A 25,519-nucleotide genomic window follows, 5' to 3' on the forward strand; every position below is an offset into this window, starting at 1 on the left:
GAGGCGGGCCGAAGCCCGCCTCCGAGGCGCAGGGAGGCTTCAATCGGGAAGGGCGAAGACGGTCAGCGTTCCGCCCAGCTGGGTGTACTGCGACAGCGACTGATAGGCACCGACCGCGCCGAGACCCTCGGTCGGGTTGGTCAGGCCCGCCGCCATCCCGATGCCGGCCCAGCCGCCGACGCCGGACAGGACGGCAACGTACTGCTTGCCGTTGGCCGTGTAGGTGTTGACGTTGCCGATGATGCCGGAGGGGGTCTTGAACTTGTACAGCTCCTTGCCGGTCTTGGCGTCGACCGCCTTCAGATAGCCCTCCAGCGTGCCGTAGAAGACCACGCCGCCGGCGGTGGCCAGCGCGCCGCTCCAGACCGAGAACGGCTCGGGGATCGACCACACGATCTTGCCCTTCTCCGCATCCCAGGCGATGAAGTTGCCGAGATGGTCGCCGCCCGGCGCCGGGTACATGCTCAGCGTCGCGCCGACATAGGGCTGGCCGGCCGTGTAGGCTACCTTGTACGGCTCGTAGTCCATGCAGACATGGTTGGTCGGCACGTAGAACAGGCCGGTGTCCGGCGAATAGGTCGCCGGCTGCTGGTCCTTGGTGCCGAGCGCCGCCGGGCAGATGCCCTGCGAATTGACGTCCTCGCCATTGGCTTCGGTCGAGTACTTCTTGTCGCGCTCCGGCAGGCCGGTCTTCAGGTCGATCTTGGTCGCCCAGTTGACCGCCGGGTCGTATTTCTCGGCCACCAGCAGCTCGCCCGTGACGCGGTCCATGGTGTAGGCGAAGCCGTTGCGGTCGAAATGCACCAGCAGCTTGCGCTCCTGGCCGTTGAACGGCTTGTCGACCAGGATCATCTCGTTGACGCCGTCATAGTCCCATTCGTCATGGGGCGTCATCTGGTAGACCCATTTCGCCATGCCGGTGTCGGCGTCGCGGGCGAAGATGGTCATCGACCACTTGTTGTCGCCGGGGCGCTGCACCGGGTTCCAGGTGCTGGGATTGCCGGTGCCGTAATAGATCAGGTTGGTCTCCGGGTCATAGGAGAGCCATCCCCAGGTGGTGCCGCCGCCGATCTTCCACTGGTCGCCCTGCCAGGTGGTGATGCCGGAATCCTTGCCCACCGGCTTGCCGAGATGGGTGGTCTTCTCCGGATCCATCAGCGTGTCCGCGTCCGGCCCCATCGACCAGGCGGTCCAGGCGACTTTGCCGGTCTTGATGTCATAGGCCGTCACCTTGCCGCGAACGCCGAATTCGCCGCCGGAATTGCCGATCAGCACCATGTTCTTGACCACCAGCGGCGCCGAGGTGCCGGTCTCGCCCTTGGTCGGGTCGCCGTCCTTGACGCTCCACTCCACCTTGCCGGTCTTGGCGTCCAGCGCCACCAGCGTGGTGTCGGCCTGGTGCAGGAAGATCTTGCCGTCACCGTAGGCGACGCCGCGATTGACGGTGTCGCAGCACATCACCGGGATGACGTTCGGGTCCTGCTTCGGCTCGTACTTCCAGATGATCTTGCCGTTGTTGGCGAGATCCAGGGCATAGACCGTGTTCGGGAACGGCGCATGGACATACATCGTGCTGCCGATCACCAGCGGTCCGCCCTCATGGCCGCGCAGCACGCCGGTGGAAAAGGTCCAGACCGGTTGCAGGGTCTTGACGTTCTCCGCGGTGATCTCCTTCAGCGCGCTGTAGCGCGTGCCGGCATAGTTGCCGAGCGGCGTCACCCACTGGTTGGGGTCTTTTTCCAGCTTGATCAGCTCGTCATTGGCCGACGCGACAGTCGGCAGCGCCGCCAGCGCGAGCACAAGCGCCAAGGCGGTCCCGGAAACGCGCAGCAATCTGGGCATTCGCTCTCCTCCCATTGATCGCGATGCGGGACCCGCGGCAATGCCAGCGGCACGCCGGAGGTCCGCCTCGACGGTCGTTCACGCCATCGGGCCCGGTCGTCATGGCCTCGTCTCCGGGCCTGTTGGTGCTTCATTCGGAAGACGACCGCCATCACTTTGCGGAGACATCCAAATCCCAGTCAATTGCAAACACACAAAATCATATTGTCCTTTGGTACGAAATCCGTTTTTTGCGATTGCGAAGTAAATACTAGATTTATACCAAGGTACAATCTTCAAATATTAATCTCGTGCCCCGGTCGACAGTGCGGGGGTCGGCAGGGGCATAGCGGGCGGGCCGGCAGTGAAACCGGCGTCTCGACCGGATTTTTGCGGTGCGAAAGAAAGCGGCCGCGCCGCTTGTTCAAGGGCCAGGGCAGTACTTCCGCGACATCGGTCCAATCATGCCGCGGCGCCGCTCACGGCATGGGCTGGCCCGGCCGGCAGGGCGGGATCAGCGGGTGGGGGCCGAGGCGGACCAGGCGAAGCGAAAACTCGCGCATCGTCGGCGCGGTGTCGCGCAGCCAGCGGTACTGCACGTCATAGGCCTCGCGCTCGCGCTCCAGCCAGGCTTCGCAGTCGGCCGCCGGCGTCCCGCCCGCGGCGGCGCGCTGCAGGAAATGGGTCAGCTCGTGCACCAGGATGCTGGTGTCGGCCGGGTCGGTGCCGATCCTCAGCCGGTCGTCGAGCGCGATGGTGCCGTCCTGCCCGGCATAGCCCATCACGGCGCAGGGATGGCTGCAGGCCATCGCCTCCAGCGCCGCATGCGGCACCATCAGCACGGTCGGCGGGTCGCCGGGGATCGCATAGCCGGTGTAGCCGGAAACGGCGGTCAGCAGGCTGGCGACCAGCGCCGCCGGGACCGGGCCGGTCATGGGGGGCTGCCTCCGCCTTTGGCCGGGGAAGTCCAGGCCGCAAATATTGAGTCCCCCCTCCCCTTGCGGGAGGGGGGTAGGGGGAGGGGGGTTTCTCCGCCAGAGCCGGCGATCGATTGCGTGAGGCCAGTCAGTCGGCTGAGGCCGATCCCGAGCAGCACGCGCGCGGACGCGCGCAGACCCCTCCCCCTGCCCCCCTCCCGCAAGGGGAGGGGGGACAAAGAAAGGCGCGGCAGCACTGCGGGCAAGGCGGTCTCGTCCCTTGGAACGAATTGACCCGCCGCCGGCCCTTTGCTCTGCTGACCGCCCGACGCGACTGCGGAGCGATCGCCATGAAGGGCTGTGCGGTTCTCGCCCTCCTCGCCCCGGCGCTGCTCGCCGCGCCCGGCCCGGCGCGGGCGAACGACTATCCGACCCCGGTGGTGGCCGACTACGTGATCGGCTGCATGGCCAGCAACGGCGAGACGCAGGAGATGCTGCAGCGCTGCTCCTGCAGCATCGACACGGTCGCCTCGATCATGCCCTACAGCGCCTATGAGAAGGCCGAGACGGTGCTGCGCATGCAGCTCGCCACCGGCGACCAGGCCGGCATCTTCCGCGAGATGACGATGCTGAAGACCATGGTCGACACGCTGCGCCTGGCGCAGATCGAGGCGGATTTCCGCTGCTTTTAGGGGCCTCTCGAAGAAAGACGCTTTCTCTCCTCTGTCATTGCCGGGCTTGACCCGGCAATCCAGTGGGTCTCGACATCTTCTGGATGCCCGGGTCAAGCCCGGGCATGACAATTTGGGGATTGCCCGCACCCCGTCCCTCAATTCTCTGCTTCTAGCACGCCGCCTCACATCGTCGCCGGCACCGGCCAGGCGCCGGTGAACACGGCGCCGTCCGAATCCTTGGCGGTCGCGCTCAGCCGCCCGGCCTCCGCCGGGGTGAAGCTGAACTCCACCATCGGGTTCTCGCTCAGCGAGATGTTGCCCTCGACCCGCAGCAGCTCGGCGCCGTCGTAGCTGACCTCGACGGTCTCGATGAAGCGCGCCGGGACATAGGTGCGCTTGATCTGGTCCATCTGCATGCCGGAATAGTTCGGGTGCCGGATCAGCAGCTCGACCCGGCTCGGCTGGCCGATCAGCGCCGCGTCCAGGTTCTTGGTCCGCATCTCGCCGAGATGGGCCATGGCCTCGTCCGGCGTCTTCATCGCGGGGGCGGAGCAGCCGCCGGCCGCCTTGACGAAGGCGGCGGCCATGAACAGCGACCCGTCCGCGGTCTCGGCCACGGCGTGGATGTTGGTGTACTCGTTCACCCGCACCCGAGTGCCGATGGTCGGGTCGGTGATGCCGTCGCCCAGCCGGAACACTGCCGCGACCGGCGCCGGGTTCTTGTCGACCACCAGGGTGACGGCGCGGATCCGCCCGGCCGGCATGTGCTCGCGGTCGAATCGGACGGTCACCGGCACCACCGCTGCGTCATAGGCGCGCTGCGGCGCCTCCACCCGCATGAAGGCGCTGCCGTCGGCGACCGGCTTGTCGCCGAAGATCGCGGTCTGCAGCTCGGGCCAGGGATCGTCGGCCCGGGCGGGGCCGGCCAGGGCCAGCAGGGTGACCAGGATCAGGGTCGCGGCGTGCTTCGGCATCGTGTCCTCCCCCTTCGTCCTTCGGCTACTCCCATTCCAGCTCGGTGTAGGCCGTGGCGACGTTGCGGTCGTTGTAGTCGTCGAACAGCAGCCAGCGGCCGCGCTCGGACCGGCCGACCGTGGCCACCGCCTGGTCGAGGCTGCGCCCGGCGGCGAGGGCCGCGCGGGTCTCGGTCAGGATCAGGCGAAGATAGCGCTCCTCGTCGTCCAGCGCATCCGGCCAGGGGGTGGAGGCCGGGCCGTGGCCCGGCACCACCCGCCGGATCCCGGCCTCGCGCCGCAGCCCGGCGATGGCATCCAGCCAGCCGCGCAGCGACCCGTCGATCGCCGGCACCCGCTCCAGGAACACCAGGTCGCCCGCGAACAGCGTGCCGGTCGCGGTGTCCAGTACGGTCAGGTCGGCATCGGTGTGCGCCGGCGGCCAGGCTCTCAGCTCCAGCGTCCGGCCGCCGAGGTCGAGCGACAGCCGGTCGCGCACCAAGTGGGTCGGCGGCACGATCGCGGTGCCGGCGGCGGCGTCGCCCAGTGCCTGCCGCAGCCCGTCGAGATAGGTGTCGGCCCGGGCGTCGAGGCCGCGCGGCAGATTGGCGTGGCCGACGATGGTGGTGAAAGGCCCGGCGAAGGCGGCGTTGCCCAGCGCGTGGTCGGGGTGGAAATGGGTGTTGATCACCCAGCGGACGGGCAGGGTGGTCCGATGCCACACCGACGCCAGCAGCCGTCGTCCCTCGGCGGCGCTGCCGCCGGTGTCGATCACCGCCGCCGCCTCGCCGCCGATGACGAAGCCGAGATTGGCGATCCCGCCGAGATTCGCCGCCGTCGCCTCCTCATGCACGCCGCGGAACACGAAGACGCCGGGCGCGACCTCCGCCACCGGCAACGGCGGCTCGGTCGGCGGGGCGGCCGCGCCGCCCACGAGGCCCAGCGCCAGGGCGCCGCCGATCGCGCGCCGGCGGCTCAGCGCCGCCGGCCGGTGCGGATCTGCCTTGCGGTCCGATGACGGCACGCGAATTCTCCCGCAGGACCAGGAATCATCAGGCCGTGCTTTTGCCCCGCGGCTGAATTGGACTTTGGTCTCAGTTGCTTCTTCTCGCCTTGTCGGGGCCGGGGGCGGTTCATACAGTCGGGGCCAATCCCCGCCGTCGAGCGGGCAGGCACGGCAGGGCCTCGGGCCCGCGCCGATGCCGAAGCGGAACGCCGGCCCGTCCGGCCCAGCAGGAGGACGTCCGAGATGCGAAGCATTGCACTCATCGCCGCGGCTGCCGCCGCGCTCGCGCTGCCGATGGCGGCCCAGGCCCAGGACGCGGCCAAGGGCAAGCAGGTCTTCGCCAAATGCCAGGCCTGCCATTCGATGGACGCCGGCACCAACAAGCTCGGCCCGTCACTGCATGGCGTGATCGGCCGCACCTCCGGCGCGATCGACGGCTTCAAATATTCGGATGCGATGAAGAACGCGCATCTGACCTGGGACGAGGCGACGCTCGACAAGTATCTCGCCAATCCCAAGACCCTGGTGCCCGGCACCAAGATGGTCTTCCCCGGCCTGCCGAAGGAGGAGGACCGGAAGGACGTGATCGCCTATCTGAAGGACGCGGGGGCGAGCTGACGATGGGCTCGGAGGGCCCCCTCACCCTCCTACGCGCTTCGCGCGCGGGCCCCTCCCTCTCCCCGAGGAGAGGGGAATGCGGGCGGCGCGCCTCACACCTCTCCTTGGGGAGAGGTCGAAATCGCGCAGCGATTTCGGGTGAGAGGGCGGCGCAGGCCCTTCAGCTTCTGAGACGCCTCTTCGCAGCGCTCGGCCTCGCCGCGGCGGTGCTGGCCCTTCCCGCCGCGGCCCAGCAGCAGGCGCCGAAGCTGTCGGTCACCATCGGCTGGCTCAGCGAGGCGATCCCGGAGCCGGAGCCGTTGTCGCTGGTCGAGCCGGTGGCCAAGGACAAGGGGCTGGCCGGCGCCAAGCTCGCCATCACCGACAACCAGACCACCGGCCGCTTCCTCGGCCAGGACTACACGCTGGACGAGACCGTGGTCCCGGCGGGCGGCGACCTGGCCGGCGCCGCGGCCGCGATCGCCGGCAAGGGCATCCGGCTGGTCGTCGCCGACCTGGCGGCCGACCGGCTGCTGCAGCTCGCCGACCTGCCGGAGATGAAGGATGCGGTGATCCTCGACGCCCGCGCCCAGGACGACCGGCTGCGCGTCGCCGACTGCCGCGCCAACGTCTTCCACACCATCCCCAGCCGGGCGATGAAGGCCGACGCCCTGGCGCAGTACCTGGCGTTCAAGCGCTGGACCCGCTGGGTGCTGGTCTCCGGCACGAAGGACGAGGACAAGGCCTTCGCCGACGCCGTCCGCCGCGCCGCCAAGCGCTACGGCGCCCAGATCGTCGAGGAGCGCAGCTACGAGTTCCAGGCCGGCTCCCGCCGCTCCGACACCGGCGAGCAGCAGGTGCAGCGGCAGATGACGCAGCTGACCCAGCGCCTGCCGGACTACGACGTCATGGTCGTGGCCGATGAGAGCGAGGTATTCGGCGAGTACCTGCCGTACCGCACCTGGGATGCGCGGCCGGTCGTCGGCACCCAGGGGCTGGTGCCGACCGCCTGGCACCGCAGCCAGGAGCAGTGGGGCGGCACCCAGATCCAGCGCCGCTTCCAGCGGGCCGCCGGCCGCTGGATGCTGGAACGCGACTACGCCGCCTGGGCCGCGGTCCGCGCGATCGGCGAGGCGGTGACCCGCACCGGCAAGGCCGACCCCGCCGCGATCCATGACTATCTGGTGTCGGACGCCTTCCAGCTCGGCGCCTTCAAGGGCGTGCCGCTGACCTTCCGCCGCTGGGACCAGCAGCTGCGCCAGCCGATCCTGCTGGCCTCGCCGATGATGCTGGTCTCGGTCTCGCCGCAGGAGGGCTTCCTGCACCAGCGCACGCCGCTGGACACGCTCGGCTATGACGAGCCGGAATCGGAATGCCGGCTGAACCCGTGAGGAGGCGCGCATGACCAGGTTGGTTCTCCTGACCCTCGCCGCAGCGACCCTCCTCGCCGCCGCGCAGGCGCAGGCCTTCACCGCCTATGTCTCGAACGAGAAGGGCAACACCGTCAGCGTGGTCGACCTCGACACCATGGCGGTCACCCAGACCATCCAGGTCGGCCAGCGGCCGCGCGGCATCACGCTCAGCCACGACGGCAAGGTGCTCTACGTCTGCACCAGCGACGACGACCACATCGAGATGATCGACACGGGGACGCTGAAGCCGCTCGGTACGCTGCCCAGCGGCCCGGATCCGGAGCTGTTCGTGCTGGCGCCGGACGGCAAGCGGCTCTACGTCGCCAACGAGGACGACAACATGGTCACGGTCCTCGACCTCGAGCAGCGGGCGATGGAGACCGAGGTGCCGGTGGGGGTGGAGCCGGAGGGGATGGGCGTCAGCCCGGACGGCAAATGGCTGGTCAACACCTCCGAGACCACCAACATGGCGCATTTCATCGACACCGAGACGCTGGAGGTGGCCGACAACGTGCTGGTCGACAGCCGGCCGCGCTTCGCCGAGTTCACGCCGGACGGCAAGCAGGTCTGGGTCTCGGCGGAGATCGGCGGCACGGTCAGCGTCATCGACACGGCGTCGCGCCAGGTGGTGAAGAAGATCGGCTTCGAGGTCCAGGGCGTGCGGAAGGAGACGCTCCAGCCGGTCGGCGTGCGCATCACCAAGGACGGCAAGACCGCCTTCGTCGCCCTCGGCCCGGCCAACCGCGTCGCGGTGATCGACACCGCGACCTATGAGGTGACAGACTATCTCCTGGTCGGCCAGCGGGTCTGGCAGCTCGCCTTCACCCCGGACGGGAAATATCTGGTGTCGACCAACGGCGCCTCGAACGATATCTCGGTGATCGACGTGGCGGAGCGCAAGGTGATCAAGTCGATTCCCGTGGGCGAACTGCCCTGGGGCGTGGCGATCCGTTGACCTCCTCGCCGACATGAAGATGCTTCACGCCTTCTTCGCCAGTTCAGAGTCCCCCCTCCCGCGAGGGGAGGGGGGACTCAGTTTTTCTCATCACCGGGCTTTCTCCCATGCCCGCCGCTGACGCCCTCGCCGTCACCGGCCTCTCCCACCGGATCGCCGGGCGCGAGATCCTGGCGGAGATCGAGGTGGCGGTGCAGCCCGGTACCTTCACCGTGCTGCTCGGCCAGAACGGCGCCGGCAAGACCACGCTGTTCTCGCTGGTCACCCGGCTCTACAGCGCCCAGTCGGGCAGCATCCGGGTGTTCGGCCACGACCTGGCGCAGGATCCCGGGCAGGCGCTGGCGCTGATGGGCGTGGTGTTCCAGCAGCGCGCGCTCGACCCCGACCTCTCGGCCCGGCAGAACCTGCGCTACCACGCGGCGCTGCACGGCATGCCGGGCGCGGTCGCCCGGCAGCGGATCGCGACGGAGCTGGAGCGGGTCGGCCTGGCGAAGGAGGCGGACCGCAAGATCCGCGGCTTCTCCGGCGGCGAGATGCGCCGCATCGAGATCGCCCGGGCGCTGCTGCACGAGCCGCGCCTCCTGCTCTGCGACGAGGCGACGGTCGGGCTCGACATCCGCAGCCGCGCCGCGATCCTGGCCGATGTCCGCGGCCTGGTGCGCGACCGCGGCCTGACCGTGGTCTGGGCCACCCATCTGATCGACGAGGTCGAGGCCGGTGACCCCACCATCATCCTGCATCGCGGCCGCATCCTGCGGCAGGGGCCGGCGGCGGCGATCATCTCCGATCTCGGCGCCGGCGGGCTGCAGGACGCCTTCCGCCGGCTGACGGAGGCGGCATGAGCACGATCGATCAGATCGCCGGGCGCCAGCCCCTCGGCGCCGTCTCCGTCGCCGGGGCGCTGCGCTGCCTCAACGGCATCCTGTGGCGCGAGGCGCTGCGCTTCGTGCACCAGCGCACGCGCTTCATCTCGGCCCTGGTGCGGCCGCTGGTCTGGCTGTTCATCTTCGCCGCCGGCTTCCGCTCGGTGCTCGGCGTCTCGATCATCCCGCCCTACGAGACCTATATCCTCTATGACGAGTACATCGTCCCCGGGCTGATCGCGATGATCCAGCTGTTCAACGGGATGCAGAGCTCGCTGTCCATGGTCTATGACCGCGAGATGGGCAGCATGCGCGTGCTGCTGACCAGCCCGATGCCGCGCTGGTTCCTGCTCACCGCCCGGCTGCTGGTGGGCACGCTGCTGTCACTGCCGCAGGTCTATGTCTTCCTGCTGATCGCCCGGCTCTGGGGCATCGAGCCGCCGGGCATGGGCTATCTCACGGTGCTGCCGGCGCTGGTCCTGTCCGGGCTGATGCTGGGCGCGCTCGGCCTGCTGCTGTCCTCGGCGATCCGCCAGCTCGAGAACTTCGCCGGGGTGATGAACTTCGTGATCTTCCCGATGTTCTTCGCTTCCTCGGCCCTCTACCCGCTGTGGAAGGTGGAGGAGGCGAGCCCGCTGCTGCGCGACGTCTGCGGCCTGAATCCCTTCACCTATGCCGTGGAGCTGGTGCGCTTCGCCCTCTACGGCCAGGTCGACACCCAGTCGCTGCTGCTCGTCCTCGGCTTCGCCGTGGTGTTCCTCGGCGGGGCGATCCTGGCCTATGACCCGGCGCGCGGCCTCGTCGCCCGCGTCCGCGGCCCCGGCGCCGGCTGAAAGGAGGCCGTCATGGTCCGTTGGCTTCTCCCCGCGCTCCTGGCCCTGGCGCCCGCCTTGGCCTGGGGGCAGGACGCCGCCCAGAAGGAGGACTGGCCCTGCGTCCAGGTGCTGCAGCCGGAGCTGTCGGTCGGCGCGATGTGGCCGGGCGACGACCCGACCGTGAACGGCCCGTCCTGGCGCGACGACGCGGTGGTGGCGGCGCTGGTCGAGCGGGTGGCGCCGCGCCGCGTGCCGGTGGACGAGGCGACGGCCGAGATCCGCCGCTTCGCCGCCGGCTATGAGGGCGACCGCAAGGTCGCGCTGTCCGAGCTGTTCGCCGGCCTGTTCGAGAGCATCAACGGCGAGCGCGCCACCATCATCCGCGGCATCCGCCGCTACAACGCCCGGCAGGCGGCGCTGGCCCAGCGGATCGAGGAGACGACCAAGGCTCTGGACGGCGTCGACCCGACCTCGACCGACATGGCGGTGGCGCAGAAGCGGCAGGATCTGGAAAGGCAGCTGTCCTGGGACCAGCGCGTCTTCGACGAGCGCGAGCGCCTGCTGCCGGCGATCTGCGACCAGCCCTTCGTCCTGGAACGCCGCCTGTTCGCCCTGTCGCGGACGATCCAGGAGGAGATCGGGAAGTAGGGCGGTCGATGGGGGCGGGCCAGTCGTCTACCGCCGGTGCCGCCTCCTCACCCGAAATCGCTGCGCGATTTCGACCTCTCCCCAAGGAGAGGTGAAGAAAGCGCAGCTCCGAGGTCCCTCTCCTCGGGGAGAGGGAGGGGCCCGGCGCCGAAGGCGACGGGAGGGTGAGGGGGCTCTCGCCGCCTGCAGACTCGTTGCTTGTTGAAGTCAGCCGCCCACCGCCCCAGCGCCTCGACCGTCACCCAGCCTTCCCCCGCCCCGGCGCCGCCGAGATGCCGGTAGGGCGCGTCCGGCTCGCCCAGGTCGGACAGCACCGCCAGCGCGTGGCGCAGATCCTCGTCGCCTGTGTAGAGGCTCGGCGTCGCCAGCACCGGCAGGCCGGCGCGGCGGGCGGCGAGCACGCCGTTGCGCGAATCCTCGATCGCGACGCAGCCGGCCGGGTCCAGCCCCATCGCTTCCAGCGCCGCCAGGTACACGTCCGGCGCCGGCTTCTTGCTCGGCACCGCGTCGCCCGCGACCATCACCTCGAACAGCGCCGGCCCCTTCGGCCCCAGCGCCGCCGCCAGCAGCGCCGCGACATTGGCCGGCGTCGTGGTGGTGGCGATCGCCAGCCGCACGCCCTGCGCCCGCGCCTCGGCCAGCAGGCGGGCGACGCCGGGGCGCAGGGCCACGGCGCCCGCCGCCACCAGCGCGGTGTAGCGCTCCGTCTTCGCCCGGTGCAGCGCCGCCACGTCACAGCGGGGCGGGTCGGGCATGCCGGCCAGGAACCGCCCGATCCGCTCCTTGCCGCCGGTCACGGCCAGCAGCTCGCGGTACTGCTCCCGGCTCCAATGCCAGTCCAGGCCGGCGGCACGGAAGGCGGCGTTGAAGCTCTGGCGATGCACCTCCTCGGTCTCGGCCAGCGTGCCGTCGACATCGAACAGGATCGCCTCGAGCCGCACGGCTACACCGCCTCGGCCAGGCCGAGGCATTCGGGCAGGGCGGCGTAGTCGGCGAGGATTCCGTCGGCCTCCCGCCGGTCGACCTCGCCATAGCCGAACGGCACCGCCAGCACCCGCACCCCGGCGGCCCGGGCGGTGGCGATGTCGACCGGATGGTCGCCGACATAGACGGTGTCCTCGGGGCGGGCGCCGAGCGCCGCGATGCAGGCCAGCAGCGGCTCCGGATCCGGCTTCATGCCGTGGCCGCTGTCGCCGCCGACCAGCGCCCCGACATGCGGCGCGAAGCCCAGCGCCCGCAGCACCGACCGGGCGGTCCAGGCCGCCTTGTTGGTGCAGACGCCGACCGGGATTCCCGCCTCGGTCAGCGCCGCCACCGCCTCGACTGCGCCGGGATAGGCGGTGGTCCGCGCCGCCGGCGCCGCGGCGTAGTGGTCGAGGAAGCGCCGGGTCATCCACACCGCCCTGCCGGGATCGCAGCCGCGCAGCCGCAGCGCGCCGCGCACCAGCCCGGGCGCGCCATGGCCCATCAGGCCGCGCACCTCGTCCTCGGACAGCGGGTGGATCCCGGCCTCGCGGAACAGCGGCGCCAGGGCGGCGGCGACGTCGGCGACGCTGTCGACCAGCGTGCCGTCCAGGTCGAACACCACCGCACGAGTGTGGGGGGCGCGCGTGCGGGCGGTCATGCGGCAGCCGGCCGGGCGGCCCCTCTCTCCGCCCCGCTGCGGATCGCGGCGATGTTGGCCTGATAGCCGGCCGCGCCGCCGCGGAACACGGCGGAGCCGGCGACCAGCACGTCCGCCCCGGCCTCGGCGGCCACCACCGCGCTCTCCGGCGTGATGCCGCCATCGACCTCGAGCCGGATCGGCCGGTCGCCGATCATGGCGCGAATCCGGCGGATCTTCGCCGCCATGGCCGGGATGAAGGCCTGGCCGCCGAAGCCGGGATTGACCGTCATCACCAGGATCAGGTCGACCCGGTCCAGCACATGCGCCACCGCCTCCTCCGGCGTCGCCGGGCACAGCGCCACGCCGGCCCGCTTGCCCAGGCCGCGGATATGCTGCAGCGATCGGTCGAGATGCGGCCCGGCCTCGGCATGCACGGTGACGATGTCGGCGCCGGCCGCGACGAAGGCCTCGATATAGGAATCGGCCGGGGCGATCATCAGATGCACGTCGAAGAACCGGTCGCTGTGCGGCCGCAGCGCCTTCACCACGTCGGGCCCGATCGTCAGGTTGGGCACGAAATGCCCGTCCATCACGTCGATATGGATCCAGTCGGCGCCGGCCTCCGCGACCGCGCGCACCTCCTCGCCCAGCCGGGCGAAGTCGGCGGAGAGGATGGAAGGGGCGATGACTGATGAGAGGGGGGCGGTCACAGCTTGGCCTCCACTTCGGGCGGCTCGGCCGCGAACACCCGGCTGGCGCGGATGTCGGCCTCGCCGATGGTGACGAGATCCTCGACCGTCAGGTCGGGCGGCATGTCCCGCACCAGCCGGTTGGCCTGGCGCAGCCGGGCCCGGTCCAGCGCGTTGCGGATCGACCTTCCGTTGGCGAAATGCGGCAGGCGGATGCGGCGGGCGACATAGTCGCGGAAGGCGGCGAGGCCCTCCGGGCTGAAGCGGTAGTTCTGCCGTTCCAGCATGCCCTCGCCGATCGCGATCAGCTCCTCCTCGCTGAAGTCCGGGAACTCGACGTGATGGGCGATGCGCGAGCGGAAGCCGGGGTTGCTGGTGAAGAAGGTCTCCATCCGGTCGGCATAGCCGGCGACGATCACCACCAGGTCCTCGCGCTGGTTCTCCATCACCTGCAGCAGGATCTCGATCGCCTCCTGGCCGTAGTCGCGCTCGTTCTCCGGCCGGTACAGGTAGTAGGCCTCGTCGATGAACAGCACCCCGCCCATCGCCTTTTTGAGGATCTCCTTGGTCTTGGGCGCGGTGTGGCCGATGTACTGGCCGACCAGGTCGTCGCGGGTGACGGAGACGAGGTGCCCGCGCCGGACATAGCCGAGCCGGTGCAGGATGTCGGCCATCCTGAGGGCGACGGTGGTCTTGCCGGTGCCGGGGTTGCCGGTGAAGCTCATATGCAGCGTCGGCGCCTCGACCGCGAGGCCGAGCCGGCCGCGGACGCGCTCGACCAGCAGGAGGGCGGCGATCTCGCGGATCCGGGTCTTCACCGGGGCGAGGCCGACCAGCTCGCGGTCCAGCTGGTCGAACACCTCGTCGATCCGGGTCTCGGCGAATTCCTGGCGCAGGTCGATGCGGGCCGGCGCCTCGAGGGCGGCATCGGTCATGGCGGGCCTCTCGGAGAGATGGTGGTTCTGGTTTGCCGCTCCCGCTTTCCCCTTTCTGTCATGCCCGGGCTTGACCCGGGCATCCAGAGGGTGTCGAGACCTTCTGGATTGCCGGGTCAAGCCCGGCAATGACAGGAAAAGAAAAGCCGGAAGGGGACAGCCTTAGCCAGCGGGAGACGACAGCAGCCTCGTCGTGTACCGGATGCTCCGCCCCTCAGCCTCCTGGCGCTCCAGGTGGAACTCCGGCTCCTCCGGCGGCCGGTTGACCAGGAAGGAGATCCGCAGCGACTCCCAGCCATGGCTGGCGTCGAAGCCGGAGATGCGGATGTAGCGGTCACCGTGCACCTTCCGGCACGACGCCAGCTCGGTCATCACCGCGGCGGCGTCGCGGATGTCGAACATCGGCAGGCCCCACATCTCCCAATAGGTGTTGCGGGGATGCGGGTCGTCGGTGAACTCGATGTTCACCGCCCAGCCATTGTCGATGCAGTACTGCACCTGCGCGGCGATCTGCCGGTCGGTCAGGTCGGGCAGGAAGGAGAAGCAACCCTGGGTGATGCGCATCGCGGCCTCCTCAGCTGGCGGCGGTGACGGCCGGGACGAAGTCCGGCGTGTCGGTCGAGGCGTAGTCGAAGGTGACGTCCTTCCAGACGTCGAGCGCCTGGCGCAGCGGCTGGCAATGGCGCGCGGCCTCGACCAGGATCTCCGGCCCCTCGGCGCGGATGTCGCGGCCCTCGTTGCGGGCCAGGATCATGGCTTCGAGGGCGACGCGGTTGGCGATGGCGCCGGCCTGGATGCCCATCGGGTGGCCGATCGTGCCGCCGCCGAACTGCAGCACCACATCCTCGCCCAGCAGGTCCAGCAGCTGGTGCATCTGCCCGGCATGGATGCCGCCGGACGCCACCGGCATCACCTTGCGCAAGGACGCCCAGGGCTGGTCGAAGAACACGCCGTTGGCCAGGTTCTGCGGCACCTGATCCTCGCGGCAGATGTCGTAATAGCCGCGGGTCGTGTGTGGGTCGCCCTCCAGCTTGCCGACCACGGTGCCGGCATGGATGTGGTCGACGCCGGCCAGGCGCATCCACTTCGCGATCACCCGGAACGACACGCCATGCGTCTTCTGCCGCGTGTAGGTGCCGTGGCCGGCGCGGTGCAGGTGCAGGATCATGTCGTTGCGCCGCGCCCATTTCGACATCGACTGGATCGCGGTGTAGCCGACCACCAGGTCGATCATGACGATGACGCTGCCGAGCGACTTGGCGAACTCCGCCCGCTCGTACATGTCCTCCATGGTCGCGGCGGTGACGTTGAGATAAGTGCCCTTGACCTCGCCGGTCACCGCCTGGGCCCGGTTCACCGCCTCCATGCAGTACAGGTACCGGTCGCGCCAGTGCATGAAGGGCTGCGAGTTGATGTTCTCGTCGTCCTTGGTGAAGTCGAGCCCGCCCTTCAGCGCCTCGTACACCACGCGGCCGTAGTTGCGGCCGGACAGGCCCAGCTTCGGCTTCACCGTCGCGCCGAGCAGGGGCCGGCCGAACTTGTCCAGCCGCTCGCGCTCGACCACGATGCCGGTCGGCGGCCCGTCGAAGGTCTTCACATAGGCGACCGGCAGCCGCATGTCCTCGAGCCTGAGCGCCTTCAGCGGCTTGAAGCCGAAGACGTTGCCGATGATCGAGGCGGTCAGGTTGGCGATCGACCCCGGCTCGAACAGGTCGAGGTCATAGGCGATATAGGCGAAATACTGGCCTTCCTGGTTCGGCACCGGGTCGACCCGGTAGGCCTTGGCCCGGTACTTCTCGCAGGCGGTCAGCCGGTCGGTCCAGACCACGGTCCAGGTCGCGGTCGAGCTCTCGCCCGCCACCGCGGCCGCCGCCTCGATCGGGTCGACCCCGTCCTGCGGCGTGATCCGGAACAGGGCGATGACGTCGGTGTCCTTGGGCTGGTAGTCGGGCTCCCAGTATCCCATCCGCCGGTATTCGAGGACGCCGGCCTTGTAGCGCTCCTTGCCGGTGACGGTGCCGCTCTTGGCGTCGAGGGTCGTGACGTTCGTGCTCATGGCGCTCTCCTGTGGGGTCATGCCGCGGCGCCGACCGCGATGCGCGGGTCCAGCGCGCCGGAGCGGTAGCGCTTCGCCATCTCGGGCAGGGGCAGGGGCTTGATCTTCGCGGCCTGGCCGGCGGTGCCGAACTGCTCGTAGCGTTCGCGGCACAGCGCCTCCAGCGCGGCCATCGACGGCTGCAGGAACTTGCGGGGGTCGAACTCGCCCCGCTTCTCCACCGCCACGCGGCGGATCTCGGCCGCCATCGCCAGGCGGCAATCGGTGTCGATATTGACCTTGCGCACCCCGTGCCGGATGCCGCGCTGGATCTCCTCCACCGGCACGCCCCAGGTCTTCGGCATCTCGCCGCCGAAGCGGTTGAACTGCTCCTGCAGCGCCTCGGGGACGGAGGAGGAGCCGTGCATGACGAGGTGGATCTCCGGCAGCCGCTCATGGATCGCCTGGACCACATGCATGGCCAGGATCTCGCCATCCGGCTTTCGCGAGAACTTGTAGGCGCCGTGCGAGGTGCCCATGGCGATGGCCAGCGCGTCGACCCGGGTCTCGCGCACGAACTGCACCGCCTGGTCCGGGTCGGTCAGCAGCTGGTCGTGGCCCAAGGCGCCCTCGGCGCCGTGCCCGTCCTCGGCCTCGCCCTGCCCGGTCTCCAGGCTGCCGAGCACGCCGAGCTCGCCCTCCACCGACACGCCGACGGCATGGGCGGTCTCCGCCACGCGGCGGGTGATGCCGACATTGTAGTCCCAGCTGGCCGGGGTCTTGGCGTCGGCCTCCAGCGACCCGTCCATCATCACGCTGGTGAAGCCGTGCTGGATGGCGGAGAGGCAGGTGCCCTCGTCGTTGCCGTGGTCCTGGTGCAGGCAGATCGGGATGCCGGGATGCATCGCCTCCGCCGCCTCCACCATCTTCGCCAGCATCAGGTCGCCGGCGTAGCTGCGGGCGCCGCGGCTGGCCTGCAGGATCACCGGCGCGTCCACCGCGCGGGCGGCGGCCATGATCGCCAGGATCTGCTCCATGTTGTTGATGTTGAAGGCCGGCACGCCGTAGCCGTGCTCGGCGGCGTGGTCCAGCAGCTGTCTCAGCGTGATGCGGGCCATCGGGTGCTCCTCGGTCAATGGGGCGATGAGGCGTTTCGCTCTATTCGAGTCCCCCCTCCCGCAAGGGGAGGGGGGACTAGAAAAAGTTGGCGCGGGCGGCTCACACCGCGTGCACGCCCTGGGCGGCCTTGACCATGTGGAAGGCGACCAGGAGCTGGGTGAGGGCCAGCGGGTGGCTGATGGCGCGGCCGCCGGCGCCCTCGTAGCGGCCGAGGCCGTCGCGCAGGTGGCTGGCCTCGGGGATGTGCTCCCAGAGGTACTCCTCCACCCGCTCGGCCCGGCGGTCGGAGATCGAGCCGCGGATCTCCAGCACGTCGACCGGCTTGCCCTCGTCGCGGGTCAGCTCGAAGCCGACGCTGCCGTCGCCCACCGCCTCGATCAGCCGGGTGAAGTTCGGATGCGGCAGGGTCGGGCGCAGGATATGGGCGACGTCCAGGCGATGGTCCGTGTCGGGCGACCCGCCGTTGTTGGCGCCGGGCGGGCGCTGGAAGCGGATGACGATGTCGGCGAACAGCCGCTGCGGCCGGATGAAGGTCGGGCTGTCGTATTCCCGCTTCTTAAGCGACTCCAGCACCTGCTCGGTGGTATAGCCGCGCTTGGTGGTGTCGCGGTGCACCTTCCAGCGGACGCGCAGCTCCTCCTCGGGGTCGAGGTAGATCTTGACGTCGTAGCAGTCGCGCATCGCCCGGGTGGCGTAGCCCAGCAGCCCTTCCGCCACCACGAACTCCTTCGGCTCGATGTATTCCGGCCGGTCCAGCGTGCCCTGGTCGTGGTTGTAGATCGGCTTCAGGATCGGCTGGCCCTGGCGCAGCAGGTGCAGGTGCTGCTCCAGGATGTCGATGTAGTTGCCGGCGGGGTCGAGCGCCGAGACCCCGTTCGCCGCCCGCTCGCGCCGGTCATAGCGGTGATAGTCGTCGGTGCAGATCAGGGTGCAGCGCTGCGGGCCCAGGATCTCGGCGATGCCGCGCGACAGCGTGGTCTTGCCGGCGGCGCTGTCGCCGACGATCCCGAGGATGATCGGCCGGTCGAAGGAGGGCTTGGTCATTCTTGTCTCCCGTCTCGGGTCGTGAGCCTCGGGCGCGGCTCGGAAGGGTTGGGCCTGATCCAGCTGCCGCCGGCGACGTCGCCCCCTCCCCGAGGGGGAGGAATAGGGGAGGGGGCTGCCTCCGCCCGGAAATTCGCCGCGGCGGGCGGAGGGATCTGACTGGACACAGGGGCAGCGCCGGGCCTGCCGTCCCGAGTCCCCCCTCCCCTCGCGGGAGGGGGGTAGGGGGAGGGGGTTGTCTCCGCCAGGGCCGGCATCGCGCTCATATGCGACCCCGGTGCCGTCGTTTGCCTCTCCCGCTTGCGGGAGAGGTCGGAGACGCGAAGCGGCTCCGGGTGAGGGGATTTTGTCGAGGCCTGGGCCAGCCCTCACCCGGTCTCGCTGCGCGAGCCCGACCTCTCCCGCGTCCGGCGGGAGAGGAAGCCCGAGCCCAGCCGGCCAGATGCGCCTTCACCGCCCCGCCTCCGCCGTCTCCACATAGGTCGTCAGCACCTGCCAGCGCCGGTCCGGCGCGGTCAGCATCAGCGATTGGGTGCGGATGCTCGGGCCGCGGCGCGACACGCCCTCGAACAGGAGGCCGGTGGTGATGCCGGTGGCGGCGAACCAGACGCGGTCGCTGCGCACCAGCTCCTCGACCGTCCACCAGCGGCTGGTGTCCATGCCCTCGCGGGCCACGGCGGCGCGCTCATGCTCCAGCTGCGGGTCGATGCGGCCCAGGAACTCGCCGCCCAGGGCGCGGATGGCGCAGGCCGCCAGCACCCCTTCGGGCGTGCCGCCGGTGCCCATCAGGCAGTCCACCCCGCCGCCCGGCATGGCGGCGACGATGGCGCCGGCCACGTCCCCAGCCGGGTACAGGGCGACGCGCGCGCCGGCGGCGTGGATCTCCTCCACCAGCTTCCGGTGGCGCGGCTTCTCCAGCACATAGACGCAGAGGTCGGAGACGGGCTTGCCCAGCGCCTCGGCCAGCACCCGCAGCTTGTCGCGGGTCGGGGCCAGCGGGTCGATGCGGCCCTTCACCGCCGGCGGGCCGGCGAACTTCTCCATGTAGAAGGCGGGGCCGGGGTCGAACATGGCGCCCTGCGGCGTCATGGCGACGGCGGCCAGCGCGTTGGTCTGGCCGTTGGCCAGGTGGCTGGTGCCGTCCACGGGGTCGACCGCGATGTCGACGGCCAGATCGCCGGCGCCGCCGCGCCCCAGGCGCTCGCCCTTGTACAGCTGCGGCGCCTCGTCCTTCTCGCCCTCGCCGATGACGACGCGGCCGTCGATGTCGAGATGGTTCAGCACGGTGCGCATGGCGTCGACCGCGGCGGCGTCGCCCTCGTCCTTGCGGCCGCGGCCGATCCAGTCGAAGGCGGCGCGGGCGGCGGCCTCGGTGACGCGGCGCAGCGCGTAGATGAAGCCGTCCTCGGCGATGGCGGCACCGGTCATGCGCATCTCCACCCGTTCCCCGCCGGCCGGCCGGGCCGGCGGCGGGGGCTTTGATCGGCGGGGAGTCTCGCGCTCCCCATGGACCGTCAGGATCGGGGAGGGGGCAGCGAACCGGAACGCCCGCCCGGGTGGGCGGGCGCGATCTTACGGGTAGGATGGGAGCTACCCGGATGGGTGGGCTACTGACAAAGGATTTGGAAGAAGGAACGGCTAAATCACTGTGTCCTGATTCTTATTATATCTCCATCGGACGGCTTCCGATTGCCGCCTCCCCAAGTGTTCTCGATTTTCCAAGCTTCTCGAGTTCGACACAAACGCTAGCTGTTTCTAGAATGCTGGCGACCCAGCGCTTCAATAGGCCTTGAGCATCGGATCGTCCAGTGAGCTGTCGACGAGTTCGTCCCTCACTCCCCCTCTCATACGCCGGCACGTCAAACTGCCCCAAGCTGATCGCCCAAAATCCCTCCCGCCGGCTCCAGTCGAAATGGCCGCCCAGGCGCTCGAATAGGGCGGTTTTGGTGCGCGACAGCTGGATCGCAATGGTCGCTCACCGATAGGTCAGGCGGCTCAGATGGCGGGTCGGGTCCTCTTCCTCGGATGGAACAAGGCAAGCGCCTCTCGGATAGTGTCGATCAAGACCTCCCGGGAGGATAAGGCCGCTTCCGGGCTATGGTCCGCACAGTGGAACCAGATCTGCAGCGACGGTATCGTGTCTTCCATATCGTCGGCCTCCAGCAATATATCCATGATGGTATATCTTATGAACCATTTGTAGTTTTCGGCTTTCGAGGATTTGAAATCTCTCGTATCGGTAATTATATTTTCATAGTCAAATTCCCATCGTTCGGAATGGTCGATGAAAAACAGGTGCACATAGCCACCGCATCGATAGCGAATATCGGCTTCGCTCTCCGGTACCTCATACGCGCCCAGAGCGCATCCGACTGTCGCGAACAGGGATGATGGCTGGGCCAGCTCGACCAAGATCCGTCTCAGTGCTTCGGACTCCGAGGCCTCCGGTATAGTGGCGGCCAGGTCCGGCCGGCCGCGAACATCGATGAATCCATGGTTGCTGGATTCGCCCTCCCGGGGAATGGGCGGGTAGGGGATGGTGATCCCCTCCTCGGCGTAGACCAATTCCGTTCTCAGCATGATTTTGTCGCTTCGATGAACCCGGTTCGTCCAAACCTTGGATTGGCTATGGGGAATAAAAGGCGCTCAGCACTGCAATCGGGCCGATGATAGCCGCGGCGATGCCGGGCCGGAAGTCCTCGGTCCCGTGCTACATCTCCATCTCTGCCACCGAGGTCCTCGCCATGCCCCCCATCCCGGGACGCGATGGTCAACCTCTATGTCCGGGACGTCGAAGGCCTCGTCGCCTTCTACCGGGAGGCGTTCGGCTTCGAGACCTTCCGCACCCCGCGCGAGGGCGCGCCGGTGCATGTCGAACTGCGGCTCGGCGCCTTCGTCCTCGGCTTCGCCTCGACCGCGGCGGCGAAGGCGATGCATGGACTGCCGCTGGCCTCCGAGCCGATCGGCCCGCCGCGCGGCGAGATCGCGCTGTGGACCGAGGATGTCGACTCGGCCGCCGCCGCCCTCGTCGCCCGCGGCGCGCGGCTGGTCTCGCCGCCGCACGACTTCATCGGCACGCTGCGCGCCGCTTGGCTGGCCGACCCCGAGGGGAACCATATCCAGCTGGTCGCGAAGCTGCCGGGGCCGTCTGATGCCCCGCCCGGGGCGGCCGTCTGATACCAGCGGTCCGGTATATTGAACCGTCATGGCGAGCCCCGCAGGGGCGTCGCCATCCAGCTGCACCGGCCCCTGGATCGCCACGGCGCTTCGCGCCTCGCGATGACGAGGAAGGGGCTGGAGAGTCGACGTTGAAGGCCGTTGGCATGACGGCGAGGCCCTGACCGCGCTATCGTCGGCCGATCGAAAGTCGTCCGGAAGCGTAAGAGTCCCCGCCATGACCGACCTCTCCACCCTCTACCGCGCCTATATCGACTGCCTGAACCGGCGGGACTGGACGCGGCTGGGCGATTTCGTCGACGACGGGGCACGCCACAACGGCCGGCCCTCCGGCCTCTCCGGCTACCGCGCGATGCTGGAGCAGGATGTCCGCGAGATCCCGGACCTGCGCTTCAATATCGGGCTGCTGGTCTGCGACCCGCCTTATGTCGCCGCCCGGCTGGACTTCACCTGCTCGCCCAGGGGCCGGTTCCTCGGGCTCGACGTGAACGGCCGCACGGTCTCCTTCAGCGAGAACGTGTTCTACGAGTTCCGGGATGGGAAGATCGTGCAGGTCTGGTCGGTGATCGACAAGGCGGCGATCGAAGCCCAGCTCCAGGGCTGAGGTCTCCATCCGCGGGGGACGCAGGATCCCCTATCGCCTATACTGACCGCCTTCCTATCGTCGGGGCGACGAGACCGGCCGTGCGGAGGCGGAGATGGCGACGATCGAAGGCACCCCGGGCGACGACCACCTGGTCGTGCAGGGCGACGACCCGTTCTACAGCGTCAACCCGCGCACCGGCGCGGATGTGATCGACATCCTGCTGCCGGCGACCAGCGAGACCTCGATCCATCTGGAGGACGGCGGCGACACGGTCCATGGCGGCGACAGCTGGGACACCATCTATCTCTCCGGCGGCGGCAACCGCCTGTATGGCGGCGCCGGGAACGACCTCTTCGCCGTGTCGGGCGTCGGCGCCGGCAACCTGATCGACGGCGGCAGCGGCGCCGACACCCTCTCCGCCGGCAGTGCCGACGGCGCCTTCATCACCCTGGCCGAGGGCCGGGCGGCCCTCCGGCCGCCGGAGTCCGGGCTGCTGGTCCAGTACGACCTGCGGGGCATCGAGAACCTGCGCGATTCGCCCGGGAACGACATCCTCGTCGGCGACGACGGCCCCAACCGGCTGGAGGCGACCGGGGGCGCCGACCTGCTGTCCGGGCGCGGCGGCGACGATGTCCTGACCAGCCGCGACGACATCCCGCCCCGCAGCTCCGGCAACGACATCTTCGTCGGCGGGCGGGGGGCGGACACCATCACCACCGCCGGCGGGGCCGACACCATCCGCATCGACCGGCTGGTCGAGAGCCTGCCGGGGCGGGAGGACGTGGTCACCGATTTCAGCGCCGGCGACATCCTCGACCTGTCGCGCATCGACGCCGACCTGACGGCGCCGGGCAACCAGGCCTTCACCTTCATCGGCACCGCCGCCTTCAGCGGCACGGCCGGAGAGCTGCGCTTCGAGCGGCAGGGCGACGGGCTGCTGGTCTCCGCCGATGCCGACGGCGACGCCCGTGCCGACATGGTGGTGGTGTTCGAGCGTCTGGGCGAGATCGCGGCCTCGGACATCCTGCTCTGACCGGCGGGGCCAGCGCCGCCCCCTCACCCGAAATCGCTGCCGCGATTTCGACCTCTCCCCAAGGAGAGGTGTATGAGGTCACGGCGCAGATTTCCCTCTCCCGGGGCCATGGCATTCACACTTCGATCGGCGACACCGACGGCGGGCCTGAGAACAGATTGCCTCTCCCGCTTGCGGGAGAGGTCGGGCTCGCGAAGCGAGACCGGGTGAGGGGGCGTCGCGGTATCGCCGAGAAAGCGGCCTTGCCGCAAGCGAGCGGATGATCCGCGCACGATTCTGATATCGTGGTTCCCGGGATCGCGGCCGCTGCCCTCACCCGGAGCCGCTGGCGCGGCTCCGACCTCTCCCGCAAGCGGGAGAGGCAATCGGAGTGTGCCGGAGAGATGTGTGAATCCCGTAGCTCCTCGGGGAGAGGGAGGGGCCCGGCCCGTCAGGGCCGGGAGGGTGAGGGGGAGGGCGGTGCCGCCGGCCGAATCCGCCGTCCCGGGTTCCCTAGGATCGAATATCGCTTATACTGACCGCCTTCCTATCATCGCGACAGCGAAGCCGACACCGACGGAGGCAGGCATGGCGACGATCGAAGGCACCCCGGGCAACGATCACATCATCGTCGAGGGCAATGACGAATACTATTTCGTCGATGCCTACACCGGCACGGACGTGATCGACATCCGCACGACCGCCGGCACCAGATGGGCATCGATCACCTTGGACGACGGCGGAGACACGGTCCATGGCGGCTTCCACGACGACACGGTGTCCTTCCACGGCGGCGACAACCGCCTGTATGGCAGGGGCGGGGACGACAGCTTCTCCCTGCAGTCCGTCGGCGCCGGCAACCTGATCGACGGCGGCGACGGGTCCGACAGCTTCAGCGCCGCGTATCGCGGCGCCGGCGCCTTCATCAACCTGGCCGAGGGCCGGGCGGCGGTCCGGTCGGGGGAATCCGGGCTGACCTACCAGTACGACCTGCGCGACATCGAGAACCTGACCGGCACCTCCGCCAACGACATCCTGGTCGGCGACGACGAGGCCAACACCATCGACGGCGGTATCGGGCACGACCTGCTGTCCGGTGGCGCCGGCGACGACACGCTGACGAGCGACGACTGGGTCTCGCCCTCCGGCAACGACACCTTCGTCGGCGGGCTGGGGACGGACGAGATCACCACGGCCAACGGGGACGACGTCATCCGCATCGACCGGCTGGTGGAGAGCCCGCCGGGGACCGAGGACCGGGTCACGGATTTCAGCAGCCGCGACGTCCTCGACCTGTCCCGCATCGACGCCGACCAGACGACGCCGGGCGACCAGGCCTTCACCCTGATCGGCGACGCCCCCTTCAGCTACACGGCCGGCGAGCTGCACCATCAGCGCCTGGGCGACGGGCTGCTGGTCTCCGCCGATGTCGACGGCGACGGCCGGTCCGACATGCAGGTGATCCTCGAGCCGACCTGGTACCAGCAGCAGAAGCTGACCCAGCTCGAGGCGGAGAACGTCATCCTCTGACGGGGAGGGGCCGGAGCCACCCCCTCACCCGAAATCGCTGCCGCGATTTCGACCTCATCACATGTCTCTCGGACGCATTCCAATCGCCTCTCCCGCTTGCGGGAGAGGTCGGAGCCGCGCCAGCGGCTCCGGGTGAGGGGCCAATGGCGGCGATCCCGGGAGCCGAAGCTGCAGAAGTGTGAGCGGATCATTCGCTCGCTTGTGGAGGCCTCTCTTTCGGCGAGACCGCGAGGCCCTCACCCGGTCTCGCTTCGCGAGCCCGACCTCTCCCGCAAGCAGGAGAGGCAATCCGCTCTCGCGTCCAAGGCCTGTCCTGTCGATCCGGGCCCGCTGTGGGAAGCCGATAATTCGTTTGAGAGAAACGGTGCGCGTGAAGGGAACCGGCCATCAACCAGTCGCGCCTACCTGTCCCTCTGCAGCAGCACGGCCACCGCCTGCGCCCGGTTGGCGGCGCCCAGCTTCTCGTACAGGTTGCGCAGGTGGAACTTGACCGTGTTCGGCGACAGGCCGAAGCGCCGGGCCAGCCCCTCGTTGCTCAGCCCCTCGGCCAGCCGCTCCAGCAGCTCCCGTTCGCGCACGGTCAGGCAGGCCAGCGGGTCGTCGGGCGCCCGGCCCAGGTCGAGGAAGGGGAACATCATCCGGCCGCGCGCCACCTCGGCCACCACGTCCAGGAGGCGCTCCGGCGGCTCGGATTTCGACAGGAAACCGGCGGCGCCCAGCTGCATGGCGGCGCGCGCCACCGCCGGCTCGGCGCCGGTGTAGACGACGATCCGGGGCGCCCCCTCCCGGCTCCGCAGCGCCTCCAGCACGGCGCGGCCGTCGCCATTGGGCATCACCCAGCCGATGATGCCGACATCCAGCGCGAACCGCGCCACGGCGTCCAGGAAGCGCTCGCCGTCGCTGGCCGAGACCACCAGCTCGAACCGCCGGTCCTCGCCGAACAGCGACTGCAGGCCGCGCAGCACCAGCGGGTTCTTGTCGGCCAGGCCGAGGCGGATCGGGTTCGCCTCGGCCCCGCCCAGGGCGGGCGTCAGGGCGGAGAGGGGCGGCGGGGAGGAACGGGCTCTGGTCATCCGGTGCGCGGGGTGAGGGCTTCCGCCGGATGCTATCCCGTCCGCGCTCCGC

26 protein-coding genes are annotated in these 25,519 nt (G+C 69.5%); 11 read left to right on the forward strand and 15 right to left on the reverse strand.

Annotated features, from left to right (window positions below; genetic code table 11):
- Window positions 1-39: 39 nt before the first annotated feature.
- A complete protein-coding gene (gene xoxF5 / locus G537_RS0108170) occupies window positions 40-1,842 on the reverse strand; it encodes a lanthanide-dependent methanol dehydrogenase XoxF5 (RefSeq protein WP_026869700.1) in 1,803 nt (600 codons plus the stop codon).
- A gap of 458 nt (window positions 1,843-2,300) precedes the next feature.
- Window positions 2,301-2,756, reverse strand: a complete 456-nt coding sequence (locus G537_RS0108175) for a hypothetical protein (RefSeq protein WP_026869701.1) — start codon at window positions 2,754-2,756, stop codon at window positions 2,301-2,303.
- Between the two features lie 332 nt (window positions 2,757-3,088).
- Between G537_RS0108175 and G537_RS0108180 the strand changes: the two genes are divergently transcribed.
- Window positions 3,089-3,430, forward strand: coding sequence for a hypothetical protein (locus G537_RS0108180; protein WP_034851012.1), 342 nt, complete (start codon window positions 3,089-3,091; stop codon window positions 3,428-3,430).
- Between the two features lie 164 nt (window positions 3,431-3,594).
- On the opposite strand, the gene G537_RS0108185 is transcribed toward G537_RS0108180, so the two are convergent.
- Both G537_RS0108185 and G537_RS0108190 read right to left on the reverse strand, forming a co-directional pair.
- The gene (locus G537_RS0108185; RefSeq protein ID WP_026869703.1) at window positions 3,595-4,386 is read right to left on the reverse strand and encodes a quinoprotein dehydrogenase-associated SoxYZ-like carrier; all 792 of its coding nucleotides are present in this window, start codon (window positions 4,384-4,386) and stop codon (window positions 3,595-3,597) included.
- Window positions 4,387-4,411: 25 nt separating this feature from the next.
- Window positions 4,412-5,389: a quinoprotein relay system zinc metallohydrolase 2 gene (locus G537_RS0108190; RefSeq protein ID WP_081688681.1), complete on the reverse strand. Its 978-nt coding sequence runs from the start codon at window positions 5,387-5,389 to the stop codon at window positions 4,412-4,414.
- Window positions 5,390-5,614: 225 nt separating this feature from the next.
- Between G537_RS0108190 and G537_RS0108195 the strand changes: the two genes are divergently transcribed.
- The 6 genes from G537_RS0108195 (at window position 5,615) to G537_RS36975 (ending at window position 10,661) form a co-directional block, all read left to right on the forward strand.
- On the forward strand, window positions 5,615-5,989 hold the full coding sequence (locus G537_RS0108195; RefSeq protein ID WP_026869705.1) for a c-type cytochrome: 375 nt from the start codon (window positions 5,615-5,617) through the stop codon (window positions 5,987-5,989).
- A 206-nt stretch (window positions 5,990-6,195) separates the two neighbouring features.
- Entirely contained in the window at window positions 6,196-7,359 is a 1,164-nt protein-coding gene (locus G537_RS0108200) for an ABC transporter substrate-binding protein (RefSeq protein WP_245578982.1), read from the forward strand.
- A 10-nt stretch (window positions 7,360-7,369) separates the two neighbouring features.
- Entirely contained in the window at window positions 7,370-8,335 is a 966-nt protein-coding gene (locus G537_RS0108205) for a YVTN family beta-propeller repeat protein (RefSeq protein ID WP_034851013.1), read from the forward strand.
- A 107-nt stretch (window positions 8,336-8,442) separates the two neighbouring features.
- Window positions 8,443-9,177: an ABC transporter ATP-binding protein gene (locus tag G537_RS0108210; protein ID WP_051248163.1), complete on the forward strand. Its 735-nt coding sequence runs from the start codon at window positions 8,443-8,445 to the stop codon at window positions 9,175-9,177.
- Window positions 9,174-10,031, forward strand: a complete 858-nt coding sequence (locus tag G537_RS0108215; RefSeq protein WP_051248166.1) for an ABC transporter permease — start codon at window positions 9,174-9,176, stop codon at window positions 10,029-10,031. Before G537_RS0108210 ends, G537_RS0108215 begins: the two co-directional genes overlap by 4 nt.
- A 12-nt stretch (window positions 10,032-10,043) precedes the next feature.
- Window positions 10,044-10,661, forward strand: coding sequence for a hypothetical protein (locus G537_RS36975; RefSeq protein ID WP_051248168.1), 618 nt, complete (start codon window positions 10,044-10,046; stop codon window positions 10,659-10,661).
- Window positions 10,662-10,708: 47 nt separating this feature from the next.
- Here the strand turns inward: G537_RS36975 and G537_RS36980 are convergent, their stop codons facing one another.
- From G537_RS36980 to G537_RS0108270, 10 genes are all read right to left on the reverse strand, one after another.
- Window positions 10,709-11,602: an HAD-IA family hydrolase gene (locus G537_RS36980; protein ID WP_064742094.1), complete on the reverse strand. Its 894-nt coding sequence runs from the start codon at window positions 11,600-11,602 to the stop codon at window positions 10,709-10,711.
- A 2-nt stretch (window positions 11,603-11,604) separates the two neighbouring features.
- Window positions 11,605-12,285 (reverse strand): HAD family hydrolase, encoded by a 681-nt coding sequence (locus G537_RS36985; RefSeq protein ID WP_034851014.1) that lies wholly within the window; start codon window positions 12,283-12,285, stop codon window positions 11,605-11,607.
- A complete protein-coding gene (gene rpe / locus G537_RS0108235; protein WP_026869710.1) occupies window positions 12,282-12,977 on the reverse strand; it encodes a ribulose-phosphate 3-epimerase in 696 nt (231 codons plus the stop codon). The genes G537_RS36985 and rpe overlap by 4 nt, the downstream gene beginning before the upstream one ends.
- Complete coding sequence (gene cbbX / locus G537_RS0108240; RefSeq protein ID WP_026869711.1) at window positions 12,974-13,891, reverse strand: CbbX protein; 918 nt, start codon at window positions 13,889-13,891, stop codon at window positions 12,974-12,976. The genes rpe and cbbX overlap by 4 nt, the downstream gene beginning before the upstream one ends.
- Window positions 13,892-14,053: 162 nt before the next feature.
- Window positions 14,054-14,455, reverse strand: coding sequence for a ribulose bisphosphate carboxylase small subunit (locus G537_RS0108245; RefSeq protein WP_026869712.1), 402 nt, complete (start codon window positions 14,453-14,455; stop codon window positions 14,054-14,056).
- Between the two features lie 10 nt (window positions 14,456-14,465).
- On the reverse strand, window positions 14,466-15,947 hold the full coding sequence (locus G537_RS0108250) for a form I ribulose bisphosphate carboxylase large subunit (RefSeq protein WP_026869713.1): 1,482 nt from the start codon (window positions 15,945-15,947) through the stop codon (window positions 14,466-14,468).
- A 17-nt stretch (window positions 15,948-15,964) separates the two neighbouring features.
- Window positions 15,965-17,044, reverse strand: a complete 1,080-nt coding sequence (fba, locus tag G537_RS0108255; RefSeq protein WP_026869714.1) for a class II fructose-bisphosphate aldolase — start codon at window positions 17,042-17,044, stop codon at window positions 15,965-15,967.
- A gap of 100 nt (window positions 17,045-17,144) precedes the next feature.
- Window positions 17,145-18,089 (reverse strand): phosphoribulokinase, encoded by a 945-nt coding sequence (locus G537_RS0108260; protein WP_026869715.1) that lies wholly within the window; start codon window positions 18,087-18,089, stop codon window positions 17,145-17,147.
- A 450-nt stretch (window positions 18,090-18,539) separates the two neighbouring features.
- Entirely contained in the window at window positions 18,540-19,517 is a 978-nt protein-coding gene (glpX, locus tag G537_RS0108265) for a class II fructose-bisphosphatase (protein WP_026869716.1), read from the reverse strand.
- 567 nt (window positions 19,518-20,084) lie between these two features.
- On the reverse strand, window positions 20,085-20,669 hold the full coding sequence (locus tag G537_RS0108270; RefSeq protein ID WP_026869717.1) for a hypothetical protein: 585 nt from the start codon (window positions 20,667-20,669) through the stop codon (window positions 20,085-20,087).
- A gap of 186 nt (window positions 20,670-20,855) precedes the next feature.
- Here G537_RS0108270 and G537_RS36990 point away from each other — a divergent pair, with 186 nt between their 5' ends.
- From G537_RS36990 to G537_RS37000, 4 genes are all read left to right on the forward strand, one after another.
- On the forward strand, window positions 20,856-21,266 hold the full coding sequence (locus G537_RS36990) for a VOC family protein (protein ID WP_051248172.1): 411 nt from the start codon (window positions 20,856-20,858) through the stop codon (window positions 21,264-21,266).
- 217 nt (window positions 21,267-21,483) lie between these two features.
- A complete protein-coding gene (locus G537_RS0108280) occupies window positions 21,484-21,870 on the forward strand; it encodes an ester cyclase (protein WP_026869718.1) in 387 nt (128 codons plus the stop codon).
- Between the two features lie 94 nt (window positions 21,871-21,964).
- Window positions 21,965-22,885 (forward strand): calcium-binding protein, encoded by a 921-nt coding sequence (locus tag G537_RS36995; protein WP_051248174.1) that lies wholly within the window; start codon window positions 21,965-21,967, stop codon window positions 22,883-22,885.
- A gap of 567 nt (window positions 22,886-23,452) precedes the next feature.
- A complete protein-coding gene (locus tag G537_RS37000) occupies window positions 23,453-24,394 on the forward strand; it encodes a calcium-binding protein (protein WP_051248176.1) in 942 nt (313 codons plus the stop codon).
- A 401-nt stretch (window positions 24,395-24,795) separates the two neighbouring features.
- Here the strand turns inward: G537_RS37000 and G537_RS0108295 are convergent, their stop codons facing one another.
- Entirely contained in the window at window positions 24,796-25,467 is a 672-nt protein-coding gene (locus G537_RS0108295) for a LuxR C-terminal-related transcriptional regulator (protein WP_081688684.1), read from the reverse strand.
- Window positions 25,468-25,519 lie beyond the last annotated feature (52 nt).

It is taken from the genome of Inquilinus limosus DSM 16000 (assembly GCF_000423185.1).
In the GTDB taxonomy this organism is placed as follows: domain Bacteria; phylum Pseudomonadota; class Alphaproteobacteria; order DSM-16000; family Inquilinaceae; genus Inquilinus; species Inquilinus limosus.